General features: G+C 45.4%; 13 protein-coding genes. 6 read left to right on the forward strand and 7 right to left on the reverse strand.

Translation table 11 applies throughout. The annotated features are described in order from the left end of the window. Positions 1-60: 60 nt before the first annotated feature. The gene (locus NF212_RS19930; protein WP_434362610.1) at positions 61-528 is read right to left on the reverse strand and encodes a GNAT family N-acetyltransferase; all 468 of its coding nucleotides are present in this window, start codon (positions 526-528) and stop codon (positions 61-63) included. A gap of 97 nt (positions 529-625) precedes the next feature. On the opposite strand from NF212_RS19930, the gene NF212_RS19935 reads away from it, so the two are divergent. Beyond that, positions 626-955 carry a hypothetical protein gene (locus NF212_RS19935; RefSeq protein WP_434362612.1) on the forward strand — a complete coding sequence of 110 codons (330 nt, stop codon included), beginning with the start codon at positions 626-628 and terminating at the stop codon, positions 953-955. A 52-nt stretch (positions 956-1007) separates the two neighbouring features. On the opposite strand, the gene NF212_RS19940 is transcribed toward NF212_RS19935, so the two are convergent. From NF212_RS19940 to NF212_RS19960, 5 genes are all read right to left on the reverse strand, one after another. Further along, positions 1008-5399, reverse strand: a complete 4392-nt coding sequence (locus tag NF212_RS19940; protein ID WP_434362614.1) for an Ig-like domain-containing protein — start codon at positions 5397-5399, stop codon at positions 1008-1010. Between the two features lie 49 nt (positions 5400-5448). Continuing rightward, positions 5449-6390 carry an SMP-30/gluconolactonase/LRE family protein gene (locus tag NF212_RS19945; protein ID WP_434362616.1) on the reverse strand — a complete coding sequence of 314 codons (942 nt, stop codon included), beginning with the start codon at positions 6388-6390 and terminating at the stop codon, positions 5449-5451. A gap of 27 nt (positions 6391-6417) precedes the next feature. Further along, on the reverse strand, positions 6418-7425 hold the full coding sequence (locus NF212_RS19950; RefSeq protein WP_434362618.1) for a Gfo/Idh/MocA family protein: 1008 nt from the start codon (positions 7423-7425) through the stop codon (positions 6418-6420). A 77-nt stretch (positions 7426-7502) separates the two neighbouring features. Beyond that, entirely contained in the window at positions 7503-8525 is a 1023-nt protein-coding gene (locus NF212_RS19955; protein ID WP_434362619.1) for a TRAP transporter substrate-binding protein, read from the reverse strand. A gap of 144 nt (positions 8526-8669) precedes the next feature. Then, the gene (locus NF212_RS19960) at positions 8670-9365 is read right to left on the reverse strand and encodes a FadR/GntR family transcriptional regulator (protein ID WP_434362620.1); all 696 of its coding nucleotides are present in this window, start codon (positions 9363-9365) and stop codon (positions 8670-8672) included. Positions 9366-9518: 153 nt separating this feature from the next. Here NF212_RS19960 and NF212_RS19965 point away from each other — a divergent pair, with 153 nt between their 5' ends. From NF212_RS19965 to NF212_RS19985, 5 genes are read left to right on the forward strand one after another with little or no spacing between them, the layout of a single operon-like run. Next, complete coding sequence (locus tag NF212_RS19965; RefSeq protein WP_434362621.1) at positions 9519-10736, forward strand: mandelate racemase/muconate lactonizing enzyme family protein; 1218 nt, start codon at positions 9519-9521, stop codon at positions 10734-10736. Next, the gene (locus tag NF212_RS19970) at positions 10733-11473 is read left to right on the forward strand and encodes an SDR family NAD(P)-dependent oxidoreductase (RefSeq protein WP_434362623.1); all 741 of its coding nucleotides are present in this window, start codon (positions 10733-10735) and stop codon (positions 11471-11473) included. The genes NF212_RS19965 and NF212_RS19970 overlap by 4 nt, the downstream gene beginning before the upstream one ends. A 2-nt stretch (positions 11474-11475) precedes the next feature. After that, positions 11476-12036 (forward strand): TRAP transporter small permease subunit, encoded by a 561-nt coding sequence (locus tag NF212_RS19975; RefSeq protein ID WP_434362624.1) that lies wholly within the window; start codon positions 11476-11478, stop codon positions 12034-12036. After that, positions 12033-13436, forward strand: a complete 1404-nt coding sequence (locus NF212_RS19980; protein WP_434362626.1) for a TRAP transporter large permease — start codon at positions 12033-12035, stop codon at positions 13434-13436. The genes NF212_RS19975 and NF212_RS19980 overlap by 4 nt, the downstream gene beginning before the upstream one ends. A 13-nt stretch (positions 13437-13449) precedes the next feature. Further along, on the forward strand, positions 13450-14214 hold the full coding sequence (locus NF212_RS19985; protein WP_434362628.1) for an HpcH/HpaI aldolase family protein: 765 nt from the start codon (positions 13450-13452) through the stop codon (positions 14212-14214). Between the two features lie 67 nt (positions 14215-14281). Here NF212_RS19985 and NF212_RS19990 read toward each other — a convergent pair whose 3' ends face one another. Continuing rightward, entirely contained in the window at positions 14282-14902 is a 621-nt protein-coding gene (locus NF212_RS19990) for a hypothetical protein (protein ID WP_434362629.1), read from the reverse strand. Position 14903: the final 1 nt, after the last annotated feature.

The following is a 14903-nucleotide window of genomic DNA, read 5'->3' on the forward strand; positions in this document are numbered from 1 at the left end:
TTATTTTAATATCATATAGTTATGGTTACGATTCGCTTGAAACGCATTCACGAAAAGCATTTATAAAGACGCGAGATTTACGCCCATTACCGATACTGTTTCGCCGTGGTAAGTTTCCGTTTTCAATACCTGCCAGCCGAGCGTCTCATAAAACCAGGACTGTCCTTCCGTAAACAGAACCAGCTCTGAAATTCCTCGTTGCTTCGCGAGCGACATGACTTCTCGGATTAACCAGGAACCGATACCCTGCCCTCTGATTGCCGGAATCAGGTACACATTCGCCAACCAAGGACCGAGCTCGATATTGGTTTCCATATCCTGTTCAACCAACGAGGCCGTACCTACCACGTTTTGCTCGTCCACCAACAGCCAGGTTACAGGAACCAAGGAGTCATCAAGGCATTGGTGAAGTCCCTGTACAAAGTCAGCCAAAGTTTCACCCGGGTAGAGGTGCCCCCACTCATCAAAGTGCCATTTGGCTATAACAGGGATAACGTCGGGCTGTTCGGTGAGATTGATGATTTTCAAAACAAGAAATTCCGGAAATGGAAAGGAGCCATAATTGACCTTCCAGTAGCTATAACCTTTATGCTGCCAACCAAAAGATTGTCTTTATGGGATGACCATGGCTTACGCAACTTACCTACGCCGCCATTGCAGGATTTCAGGAACAAAAGAACAACTGGATTTGCTGTCAGTGTATCTTACGAAAAGTGATCTGGTCAGTGAATTTACATTGAGCAAAGGCAAGCTCAGTATCGTTTATGATGTGCGTTACCTGCACTTTACTGAACTGTTGGCCATGATTGAAAAATGCGGTGCCAGAACCAAACGTACTCTTTTCAGCAATTGGCGCTACAACATGTATGATTCTGCTGATCTTCAGGCAAGAGACAACTTTCGAATCGAACCATTTTGTTGTTCGAAAGTGCCTTTAAGAAAAGAAAATTTATGAGTGACAACTCAACTGTATGAAGCTGCGGGCCAAGCAGGCCCGCAGCAATGCTTTACCTTTTAGTTACAAATACACCATAGTTTGCATTTGACTCAGCTCCCCCAAGTGTAACCCTAACTCCCTCACCAAGAGGCTTCTTGTATAGGTCATAGAAGTAACCGGAAAAATGCAGTTGATCAGATGAATGCTTAACCCACCCAGTCCCTCTCAACCAGTCAGGTAGATTGGTTTTGCGCGCATCAAATGCAACCCAAACCGTCACATCAGTTTCTACATCAAAGGAAATGTAGTCAGATTTTGACTCTCGTTTGTCATCATTTGCGGTTAAGAGATAAGGGACCCCGGTTAGGAAGTCCGGTAAAGTGGACCAAATATAGCCGCGATCTGTGTAAACCTTCTGCCCCGTTGCAGAACTTATAACCCAACGGTAGCTGCGATGGGAGTTAACTGCGAACTCATCTTCCAGATCGGTGATTAGCAATTCAGGATCATCTGCCAATTCTATCTGCTTCAGGTACGCTGTTAACTGCTGTTTTTCCTGAGCTGTAAATGACTGCCCGGTATGCGACTCCGTCAAGGTATCTTGCAGTGTCGCAGCTGAGCCATCATGGAAATAAGGAGCCGTGTTCCATACACCCAATAGCGTTGGCGTATCAAAGCCCACGTTTTCCAGAGGTACACCTATGCCCAAACCCGAGCTCGGTTTTATTGTGCCCACATCATGTTTCTCCCCATCCCGGAAATCCACACCACTGTGGCAATCAACACAGCCCCGCGTGTTAAACAATGACCCACCTATTGATGCTTCCAGCGTCAACGACCCGTCAATGCGATATGGGCTCTCAGGTGCTTCGGACAGGGAGGCGACATAAGCCGCAAGATTGTCCAAATCCTCGCTTCGGCCGGCTTTTTTCTCAGTACCCAGAGGTTCACGGGAAATTGCGTAATCCTCATCGGTCATTAACCCGGTACCAAGAAACACTTCACGTATTTGGTTTTCAAAGTCCTGAATTTCATCAAAATTGGCAGTCCAGTGAACCAGTCCGTGTCTCATTCCCCCTTTGCCAAGGAGAGATGGCGTATTACGAAAACCCTCTCCTATTTGAGTCATGTCCCATACCCGACCGTCGTCCCGACCTTCAATGTGGCAAGACGCACAAGCTACATATCCGTCCAGTGCCATGCGGAGATCTGAGGAGTAAAAGAGTTTTTTCCCTTCCAGGACAGGAGTGCTCAATTGCTCTGTGGAAACAGTAGGTGTGTGTTGCAACAAATGCATGACATTCGATTGCCCCACCAGTAAACCAGCCACATCAATAGAAGTACTGCTTCTACCCAGGAAGTTATGGGTGTAAAGCCTGTTACCAGAAATCGCTAATCCTTGCGGAGCTGCCTGTGTATCAACAGATGAGATCAGGGAGTGTGTTTTACTGTCTCTCGCCTCGACAACGTTATTTCCTTGGAAACTTACAAAGTACACATCGCCCAAAGGTGAATACTTAACAAAGCTTGGCAGTTCCCTATTGTCAAAATCAAAACGGCGAGACAAATTTTCCTGTCCTGACTCCAGATCGATCACCGAGACAATTGAACGAATTGTATTTTGGAAGTCCAGAAGTTTTCCGTCTCTGAATTGTCCTCTGGCAATATTGGCCTTAAGTGAACTGACAATCAGTTCCGTTCCCTGCGGATTAATTGCCAGTGAAGACAAGTAATTAGGCACACCTCGGCCGCTCGCTTCAGTATCAAGAGTTTGGTCGAAAGCCAGTTTAATAACATCCACATCCGTGAAATCATCTACCCGAACTTTGGCAACACGCCCGGCATCATCATCACTGATGAACTGCGAGATATAGGCGTATTCCCCACTGGCATCTACCGCAATTGCCCGAGCATCTTTAATCACCGTCTCCCTAGCCGCTACGGTTCCATCGACATTGAGTTTCAGCAGTTCACCGGTACCTTGAAGGGAGGCTAGCGCGACATTTTTACCGGGAACAAATGTCAGTGCAGCAGGGAGGGACGCTTGAGGAAGAACGATGTCTGAAATAAGACTGCCATCAGATACGTTGAGTCGGGAGATCGTGGCACTCAACCTGTTTAAGACCCACAACTCCCCCCCCGGAGATTGTGAAACCGAAACAGGTTTTTCACCCACACCAACTTCCCACAATGTAGCACCAGTTACCGGTGAAATAGCTGTTACACTGTTGTTGTCAGGGTTAGCTTTAACAATCACAGAACCGGAAGCACTAGTGTTCAACTTTGCTTCAATAATTGCTGTTGACTGAACTGGCTCGTTTACAGTTAAGGCACCATAAACTATTTGAATTGCGCTGCAGTTTGTTAAACCTGCATCATTCCTGACTCTAAGGATCACCGGATAACGGCCACTCTCCTGGTATATATGGCTGGAAGACGCCAAGTTAGCACTCATCTCGGTTTGCGTCCCATCACCAAACGACCAAGAATACTCAACTCCCTGCGCATGTGAAACATTGCCCGAAAACGCTGCTGATGCCCCCACTTCAACGGGATCTAGGTCACCTATCAGGCATCTGGGCAGTTCGGTGTCTACGGATCGGGGTTTCGCTGCGACAACATAATTTGAGCCAACACCACTACCTCCACCGTTAAGCACCCCACCTAAGGTCAGGTTCCCCGAGCCAAATTCTTTATGGTAGATATCGAAGTTCCAGAATTGAGTTCCAGATCCATAAGAGACACCATTTGGTAGTTTTGTATATGTGCTATCCAACCAGGCAGGAAGCGTTCTGGCTCTGGCATCGAATACTACATAGAAATCCGTTGCCCGGTTCATTGACAGGGTCAAATAGCTGTCACTACTATTTCTCTTGTCATTATTTGCTGTTCTCACTAATGAAGCACCGTTTAGAAAATCAGGAACGCCTGCAAAAACATATTCCCTGTCAACGTATACTTTCTGTCCATCGCTAATGACGTGTGAGCCATCAGCCGAGGATGGTGACAACACATCCCAAATGGGACCGATATGGTTTAGTTCTCCCCCTTCCCCAGTTGTCAGGACTGTCTCAAAATGGGGAGATTCGTTCCCAACATAATCTTTGACTCCCTCTATCACTACGGTATAACGCGTGTTCGCTTGTAAAGGCTCATTAGGCGTAAAGTTAACCACAGTCCCTTTGACTGAATATTTCCCAGCAACAGGAACACTCGAACCTTCTGAAATTACGGAAAAACTGGAAGAATCCACAGAACTGAAGTCAACACTGTCACTCATTGAAACGCCAATTCGTGAGGTTAATGGCAATGAGACAGAGCCAGGTGCAGGGTGCATCCACTCAACTTTTGGCGGCTTAGTATCAGGCTGAGTATCATGAACGAAGATACCTGTACCATAATGGTGATCGTTACCTGCAAACACCAGATTGCCTAAGACTTCTGCAAAGTCTTCGTCTCTTCCACTGAGTCCCGAGGTCATTTTGCCAAGTACGGCACCATTCGATAGATCGTATTTAACTGCTGCTGAAGATACCCCTTCGAAATAGTACCCATCCTGGTATGTGCCATAACCGCCTCGGTTTTTAATGAGATTGGAAGTGGTGAATTTCTCGGCAATTATCCCATCATGACCCACTCTGTGTACTGTCACTTTTCCAGTAGAGTTCAAATCAGAGCCAAATAAGTAGCCAGCGGCGAAATTGGAGCTATAGCTAGACGCCGTATTGTAAATATCTACAAGTAATGGGCTTTCAGGATTAGCAATATCTATCGTTGCAATTTTACCAGATTGAGGTGGCGTCCCTATAAGTAGGTTCCCTACCGCATGCGGCATGCCAATATTTGCATCTCCCAATTGTGTAGGTGGGACAGTAGTAATATGTTCATATTCAAGATCATCATCTACCCGCACCACAATTACCCCAAGGTCTGTAGCACCGATATACAGATAAGGTGGCTGCCAGGCTAATGACCATGAACCGAGATAGCCACTTTTCGTAATTTCTTCAATCTGGATATTCTTCGCTAGAAAAACATTCGATGGATCCGTGACATCCCAGATTTGGGCCCCTTTCATAGCAGTCATCATGAGCAAGTCACGTTGCTGTCCATTAACAGTGTACGAATTGGATAACACAAAGCCATGAGGTTCTTTTAGCCAATGTGTGTCTTCATTGTCATACCTATATTTCAATTCGGGTAATTTGGGATTACTCACATCCCAAAAGGTTATCCCACCATCGTTATAATTACCGCCACCATCAGACGAGTATAGTACCATTAAATACCCATTTACCATGGCAACACGCCCATGGCCATAGTATTCAGATATGTGAGAAATAGAAGTAAATAATTCGTCGTCCGTATATGTCAAGTTTCCAAGGCCAGGGCCATCGTCGGCGTACACACTAATACACCATGGCAAAATAACGTATCCTGCCAGTTTGTTTAATAACTTCATTCCGTGAATCTCCTTTAATAAATTTAGAGAGCACCCACACCTTTAAAATTTACTTTAAATTAATTTCAATTATTTCAAATGGTTTTTTTGCTTTATCACAACTTCCATCTGCTTTCCAATAGTTCTCACCTTGGGTTGAAGTAATAAATACCCTATTCCCTAAAGCGACAAATGTGGCCGGAGAAGGCAAATCATCCGCCAGCGTTATAACTTCTCCTGTTTCAACATTAATAGCATTCAACTTGCCCGTTCGCCCTTTTTCTATTGCTCCCAATCGACCATCCGGCAAGAATCTAATTCCATCAGCATTAAATTTTCTACTCAGTGAAATTTCTTTTATTTCACTCGCTTTTTTATCTTTCGAAATTTCAATATTAAAAATTTGTCCCGTTTTTTGGTTAGTAATAAATAAGTCTTTCCCAGTTTCAGATAGCTCTATACCGTTTAATGTCCAAAGTCGGTCAGATAATTTTCCGCCAATGGCAAAAACTGAAACTTTTCCACCGTCATATTTCATGACTCTCCCATGGTAGGAATCGGTTGCATAGATAGTACCATCAACATCTGATACTAAATCATTGCAAAATCCTCCTCCGGGGAAATCAACACTTTCCAATGGTTTCCCATTTTCTAAATTAAAAATTTTTATGCCTGACGGACGACTTCCGTCAAAGCGGCCATCTCCAACATTTTGATGAATAAGCCCAGGATCTGCTGAACAGGCGAGTAGTCTGTTGTTTGGTTCATCAACATACACACCAAGAGTTGAGACTAACCCATTACTGTTAGCTTCTATAAACCTGTGAGCTGTTTTTCCACCTGTAGATGCCCTTAATATACTTCCTTGCTGCATAGAGCCTATATATAGCGTTCCGTCTCTTGATGCTGAAATTCCCTCTGGAAAAATACACTCCCCATCTAGTGTAATATCCGCCACCGCGATAGATGAAACAAAACACGTCGATATTAAGCTCAACAAATACTTTTTCATTTCAAATTCCTTTTAATGTATATGATCTTATAATTTTTCGTAGCTAAGATTTTTATATATTTTCTCTACGGTTTCTATAGTCAGTAAGTTTGAAAAAGCAGAAGTTGAAAATTCATCGCCATTAATTAAACAATGAATAAAATGATGAGTTGCGGTTTCAAATGGTATACAATAATCATTCATTATTTCTTCAATTGAAGTCGAACCACCATCAGATACAGTAATGCTAGTGTTGGTTATAATTACTCGCCCATTTTCCCCAAGAATTTCCAGTGTATCTGTTGGCAATGAGGGTGAACCAGCTGCCGCAAAACTACCATCAAGTGTAATAACCACATTATCTTTGTTTTTAAAGACCACCAATGCAGTATCTTCACCAGACAGGTCTCTGGTATTTATATTTGTCGCAGATGCATAGTCAACATCTAACTTTCCAAATAAGCTTATTAATACATCAACATGATGGATAAGAGATTCGAAGATGAGCAGATTTTTGAAATCAGACAAATAGGGTTGCCTGTTTAGATAAAAAGGCAATTTATCATTATTTTCTCGAAAGTAACCACTACTACGTACTGTAAGGTTAACTCGAACTATTTTCCCTAACACTCCACGATCAATAACTTGCTTTGCTGACAAAAAATGTGGTTTAAAGCGGGTATTTTCATGCACCATCACACGAATTTTCCCCTGGCAATATTCAACCAACTCTTTCGCTTCCTTGGCTGTAGCAGCAAGAGGTTTCTGGCAAATTACATCAATTCCCTTGTCCGCACATAACTTGGTCAAAGGAACATGAGTTTGGACAGGAGTTATTATATCGACAGCATCCAAACTCTCGTTATTTAGCATTTCTTCTGCATTTTCATAAACAGAAGGAATAAAAAATGCCTCGGCCTTTTCTTTTGCCTGTTCAAGGTTGATGTCCGTAATTGCTGACAGAACAGCATCACTACTCTGATTCCAAGCACGAAGGTGATATTCAGAAATGGCACCTGCGCCAATAATACCGACTTTTAAATTCCTATTTTTCATATGCCTGCCCTGGCTGAATAAGTATGCTTCAAAGGCCGATTAATCGACCCTTGAAGCAAGGGGAGATGTTTCGAGCATTAGTAAATAAAGGCGTTTTGCCCCCAATCCTTGTAAGCCTCACGGTAAGCAGAGTAGTGTTCCCATACTTTTTTGAATGTGGGGCTGGACTTAACTTCTTCTTGAATGACCTTGTCCTCCCAAACTTCCTGAAGTTTGGCTAATTCATCATATGGCCAGCGATGGAAAGTCACACCATCATTTTCTCTCAACCGCACCATTGCCGGTCCTTGAAGAGACTCACCTTCAGCCAACGTCAAAGTCAGATTTTGATCACAGGTCATTTTGATAGAGGCTTGTTGGGCTGGAGTGAGTTTATCCCAGGCATCTTTGTTTATCAGAAGATCGTTAAGACTGGCCTGTTGTTGCCATGCAGGGAAATAGAGGTGCTTCATGATTCTTTGGAAGCCCTGCTTCTCGTCCACTGCTGGCATAGAGTATTCTCCTGCATCAACAGTTCCCCGTTCAAATGCAGCATACAACTCGCCGCCGGGAATAAGCTGGGCTGAAATACCGAATTCATTCAATACTTTGCCACCCAATCCGAACATCCGGAATTTCTTCCCTTTGAGTTCATCAAAGGAACCAACAGGTTCCGGATACCAACCTCCGCTCTCTGCCGACTTAACAGAGCAGAAAAATCCAACCATATTATGTTTGGCTAGAATTTCATCGTAGAATTTTTTACCCCCGCCATACATTAGCCATGAGAGATATTCAGGGACCTGGGGGCCAAACGGCACCGCTGAAAACATCACCAAGGCAGGTTCAACGCCCTGACTGTACCCGGGGGTACCGAAAGCTGCATCAATAGCCCCAGTAGAAACGGCCTCCCAATATTGGGTAGCCGGGACCAAAGCATTCGGTTCAAACACCTTAACTTTAAAATCACCGCCAGAAAAAAGCGCGGTATTGTCTACCAAACGCTGCAGTGCGGGTCCGTCAATTGGTGTTGAGGTACTAAATGAACTGTGTACTTTCCATGTTTGCTTTTCGGCCTGCGCAGGAGCGACCATTACTCCTGCGGCAACCGCGACAGACATTACCGTCCTTACAAATGTCTTCACTTCCTATTCTCCATCTAAAACATGTGAATGTGTGATGTTGAACTGCCAAGGCGGCAAACACCGTAACAATTCAGCAACAATATGAGGATAGGCCCTTTAAAATATGTCTGTCAACTTTAATCACACATCTTTTTGTTCAATGTCTATATCGTAGAAAAGTCTGGACTGCCCTGACAAGATATGTTCACGCATCGCGTTTCGGGCACCTTGAGGGTCACGATCGAGTATCATCTGATAGACCTTTTTATGTCCTTCAAGAACATCTTTCTGACGGTTTTCACCTGATAACAAAGACATGCCACGTGTAAGTTTCATCCCTGTGATTATCTGTTCAGAAAATGACTCAAATGCTTGAATAAAAAACGGATTTCTACTTGATCTCACCACAGCATAGTGAAAAGCAAAATCACTTTTTTCCTCTAAGCTTTTTGATTCAAGTGCAACGGTAAGGTTGGACAGTGCCAACTCCATGTCCTGTAATTCAACCCGCGTTGCCCGCATTGCAGCAAAGTACGCAGCTTCAGGCTCAACACTGCGACGAAATTCAAGGCAATGCTGTAAATCTGCAAGACTGGATATCTTGGCAACCTGTCTGACTACTTTATCCGGTGTTGTTGCAATGAAAGTTCCGGAGCCTCTCCGGGACTCAAGGACCCCATCACTTTTCAGGCGGGCCAAAGCCTCTCGAATAATTGATCTCGAAGAGGAAAAATCTGCACTAAGCTCTGATTCAGAAGGAATTTTATCACCAATACAGTATACCCCCTCTACGATACGCCTTTGCAACTCATCATAAATTTGATCAGAAAGTCCCATTAAATTCTCCCTGTTTACCATCAAAAAAATATGTATATCTTTCGATCAACCATTGACAATAGTTGTCCTACAACTATAGGTTATTAATATGTTAACACCACCAAGGATGGTTAACTTGTACAGCCAAGTTACCAGTATTCGGCAGGAGCCGCGATGAAAATTATCAAAGTTGAAACCATACAATGCCAAGAATTCAGCAATATTCTTTGGGTACAGATTCATACAGATGCAGGTATTACGGGGGTAGGGGAGACATTTCGAAATCCTCACGCAGTGTCCTCACACCTTCATGAAACATGCGCACAGTACCTGCTTGGCAAGGACCCGATGAAAGTTGATTACTTGGTAGGACAACTTCGTCACGCAATTGGCAGCTATTATCGCGGTTACCCAACCCGGAGTGTGGAGACCCGGGCAACATCCGCCATTGATATTGCGTTATGGGACATTGTCGGACAAGCACTCAATACCCCTCTTTACACACTCTTCGGTGGGTTGGTTCATGAAAAGGTTCGTGTGTACAACACCTGTGCCAGCCCACAATACAATGCCGTCAGCCGAACCGGACGCGAGACAATCGACCCTGCTTCTTTGCTAAATAACACAGAGTCACCTGATGATCTCTGGGCTCAATTCAACGCTCCGGAGGAACTTGCAGCAAGCTTGCTGGACCAGGGAATTACTGCGATGAAAATCTGGCCTTTTGACAAGTATGCATACAACTCTCAAGGCCGAGAGATTCGCCTGGAAGAACTCAAGCATGCCTGTGACCTGATTGCCCGAATTCGAAAAACAGCAGGCGACAAGATGGATATACTATTGGAGCTCCACGGTCTTTGGCTCCCGCAACCAGCACGCCAAATCGGAAAAGCAGTTGAACAGTTCGATTTGTATTGGGTTGAAGAGCCGATGGCAATGCACCGGATGGAAGACCTCCAACGTTACGCAGAGGAAATAGCGATCCCTGTTTGTGGTAGCGAATGCATGGGTACCAAGGAATGGTACAGAGACGCCTTCAGCCGTGGGGCTGTCGATATAGCAAACTTTGATATTGCCTGGGTCGGAGGCCTTACTGAGAGCAGGAAAGTTGCCGCTTTGGCCGACAGTTTTGGTCGCACAATTGCCCCGCATGATTGCACCGGACCAATTGTCCTGGCAGCAAACAACCACCTCGCTATGTCACAAAGCAATACGTTGATCAGTGAATGTGTCCGCTCTCACATTGACGGGTTCTATCAAGACATCGTCACAGAGTTACCTACTATGAGAGAAGGTTATATTTACCCAACAGAAGGCTCCGGGTTGGGAACCCGGCTTAGCGAAGCCTTTTTATCAAGGAAAGATCTTACCGTCAGGGAAACGACACTATGAGCAGCAATTTAAAAAAAGTTCTACTCGTTACCGGTGCTTCCCAGGGAATTGGAGCAGCAATCGCGTCTCTGGCATCCCGCGAAGGCTATACCGTTGCCATTCATTATCACCAATCAAGGGCAAAAGCTGAACAGGTACTCAGGGAGTTAATACTCCATGGAGGGGAGGGCTCTATATTTCAGGCTGACCTACGGAGCGAGCCTGAGGTTGTCCGGCTTTTCGAAGAAGTTCGACTGGCTTTGGGATCTGTTACCCATCTGGTTTGTAACGCAGGTGGCAGTAAAGACATTTTCTTACGTGATTTTACTGAAGAAAACGTCTCTGAAATGCTGAACCGGAATTTCATCTCTACTGTCATGTGCTGTCGTGAAGGGGCAAAACACATGTTGGAAGGCAGTGTGATAGTGAATATATCTTCCAGGGCAGCGGTACTGGGCGGACTTCCAGGGAGAACACTTTATGCTGCGGCAAAAGGCGCGGTTGATAGCTTCACAATAGGCTTGGCGAAGGAGCTCGGGCCTTATGGAATCCGGGTTGTCGGGCTTCGTCCGGGCCCCACAGTCACAGCAACTCACGACGGACGGGGCGGTGAAGAACGGTTGAACGCCATCATGCAGGGTACAGCGGCAGGCAGAGCTGCCAAGCCTGAAGAAATTGCTGAAGCCGTCATATACCTATTGTCACCAAAAGCCTCGTTTGTTGCCGGCACCATGATTGATGTCAGTGGAGGACGTTAGCTGTGTTAACCCAAATACTTACCTTCTCCCAAAGGTTGGACAACTTTGTTTCCAAAATCGGGCAATTCAGTGCTTGGTTAATAATCGCTATGGTGGCTGTATCCATTGCTGATGTGATTACCCGACGCTTTTTTGTTTACGGTTCTGCCGCAATCCAGGAAACAGTCTGGCACCTTCATGCAATTCTATGGGCATCTTGTCTGGCCTGGGGATACGTTGAAAACACACATGTCCGCATAGAGCTGTTGGGGCGCTTTTTCTCCCGCCGAACCAAGCACACCATTGAGCTTATCGGGTGTCTGATATTCCTTTTGCCCTACTGCGCCATCATGACTTACTACGGGATTGAGTATGTGACACGGGCATTCGCTATTAACGAAGTATCGGCCAACCCGGGAGGACTTCCGTATCGCTGGATTAGCAAATTAATCATCCCTTACTGCATGGCTTTACTGGGTATTGTTGCCCTTTCAGGCTCGCTACGCTCACTTGTTGGGATTATCTCTCCCTCTCTCGCAACGCTGCATTGTGACGAAAAAAATCAAAAGGAACTTGAGCAATGATTGAAGCTGAAACGCTTGCTGTCCTGATGTTTATTGCTCTGGCACTTTGTATCTTCTCTGGCTTACCAGTTGCCTTTGTTATGGCAGGTGTAGCCTGGATATTCGGTACGATTGCCATAGCCATGGATCATTTAAGCTGGATTAACTTTTTTGCGATTGTCCCAAGAATATTTGGTTCAGCCGCTGAGACCATGGTTCTTTCGGCCGTACCACTGTTTATTTTCATGGGATGCATGATGGAAAAAAGCGGTATTGCCAAGGACCTGCTTACTGCCTGCCAGTACTTGCTTCGCCGGGTTCCCGGCGGTCTCTCCCTAGCTGTTGTCATGATGGGAACGGTATTAGCGGCCACTACCGGCATTGTTGGGGCATCTGTAGTCATGATGAGCGTTTTGTGCCTTCCCATGATGCTGAAAAATCGCTATGACCCTTCATTTGCAACCGGCACCGTTGCTGCATCTGGCACTCTGGGCATACTAATACCGCCAAGCATAATGCTGTTGGTTTTAGCTGAAATGTTGTCTATATCCGCCGGGATCCTTTTCATGTCTGCCATGCTGCCAGGTCTTTTGCTGGCAACACTGTATATGTTTTATGTTATTGCCGTAGCCAAATTCAAACCCCACCTGGCTCCCCCATCAGAAGACATATGCACACAGGAAACCTTATTTTCAGCGCTTCAAAAACTGATTCCTACTGTCATGTTGGTTGCTTTGGTTCTGGGTTCTATTCTTGCCGGTTGGGTAACGCCCACTGAAGCATCTGCCGTGGGAGCCTTTGGCGCTCTAATACTTGGTTATTTTTCTATAGTTCTTAAGAAAACAACTGGCAACGAGCAAAAAAACTCAAAAAAAGCACGCAACATAGAATACATGTCTGTTCTTTCCACGGCAGTCAAAAACACGGCACTTACAAACGCCATGCTATTTGCCATCATCATATGTGCAACTGCATTTTCATACATATTCCGGTTGCTTGGAGGGGATGATGTCGTACAGGACCTGATTCACTCTTCGGGGTTAACCGCTTGGCAGACTCTTGGTGTGGTCATGCTGATGACATTTATTTTGGGCTTCTTTCTGGAGTGGATCGAAATCAGTTTGATCCTCCTGCCAGTATTTGGCCCTATCGTGGCAGGCCTGGATTTCGGAGACCATATACAGAGCTACAACATCCTGTACTGGTTTGCAATTCTAATGGCGGTGAACTTGCAAAGCTCCTTCCTTACACCACCGTTTGGAACTGCCCTTTTTTATCTCAAAGCTTCTGCTCCAAAATCAATCACATTGACGCAGATATATAAAGGAATCATTCCTTTCGTACTGTTGCAACTTTCCGGACTGGCTATAGTAGCTCTGTTCCCGGCGCTAGCAACCTGGCTACCGAACGTCATGAAGTAACGGGGAAAATGTCATGGATACATTAAAAAATAAACTCAGAGCCCGTCAGGTGTTATTAGGAATGTGGATTTCTATACCCAATACTTACCAGTTAGAAGCCTTGGCATCTGCAGGTTTTGACTGGCTTTTGATTGATATGGAACATTCCCCAACGCAGCTTGGGGATATTGTCCCCATGCTGCAAGCCTCAAAATCTGGTAATTCTAATATCATTGTTCGCCCAGACAGCCATGACCCCATACAAATAAAGCGACTGTTGGATATGGGAGTAACCAATTTCCTGTTTCCTTACGTCCAGACAGAAGAGGAAGCAAAATGCCTGGTTCAAGCCACCCGCTATTCCCCTGAAGGTTTTCGGGGGGTAGCGGGTTGCACACGAGCCAGCGAATTTGGGAGAAATCCAGACTATCTTGCTAATGCAAATGACGAAATTTGCCTCATCGTACAAGTCGAGTCAGCATCTGCGATCTCGGAAATTGAAGGGATAGCCAAAATTGCAGAAATTGACGGAATTTTTGTCGGCCCAGCAGATTTGGCTGCAGATATGGGTTATCTCGGCAAACCAGACCACCCGCAGGTCAGAAAGAAAGTAACCAGTGCTCTTGAAAAGATAAAGAAGGCAGGGAAAGCAAATGGGCTACTGACTTTTAACCAGCCATTTGCCCAAGAGTGCATTAAGTCCAATTGCCAACTGGTTGGAATCGGCGGTGATCTGTCATTGTTGGTTCAATCCAGTCAACGATTGCTGGGTAACTTCCGACCGGAACACAGTCAGTAATCCTGTGTTTCCAATTGGTCGTTTTTGCCCGCACTATCCTGCGGGCATTTTTTGATCAAATCACGCGTTAGCCGGGTACTTTCTCATAACTCGCCAGCATCTCTTCCGGCGCAATGCCGTATTCGCCATTGGCGAGATAGCCACCTTTGTAGACGATCATACCGTCTGGGTTCCAACTGACTTTGATGCGAGCCGTTTTGCCATCCTTGCTGCCTAACAGGGTGAGTATCTGATCATCAATTTTGATAGCCTTGATGGTCTTGAGGCGTTGGTATGGTTTGAAATCAGATGAGCTCGGCAGCTTGCCGTATATCTCTTTCCACTTAGAAAAAGGCACGAGCCACTGATTGTAGATATGTCCAACAACCGGTTTGGGATTGCGGGCAATGACCACGTCTTCAGTCACTACATTGGTGGTCTCTAATTTGTAGCCCCCTTTTCCATTCGATACGTAAGTGGGGAAATCCGTATCGATCTCCTCGTTGTATGGCAGCCTGCCGAAGGTTACCGCTTTTTTTCGAAACGTCTCGGCATCGTCAAACCGGCGCATGATGTCGGGGATTTTCTGGATTTCCACCGGCTGGGTCGCACGCTTTTCAGGCACACTTGCGATCTTGTGGCCTTCAGCAGCATAAGGCTGTGCTGAAAGCGCCAGCAGGGAAGCGGCAAATAAAGTTCGTCGTTTCATA

The sequence above is a fragment of the Parasalinivibrio latis genome, assembly GCF_036825535.1.
In the GTDB taxonomy this organism is placed as follows: Bacteria; Pseudomonadota; Gammaproteobacteria; order Enterobacterales; family Vibrionaceae; genus Parasalinivibrio; species Parasalinivibrio latis.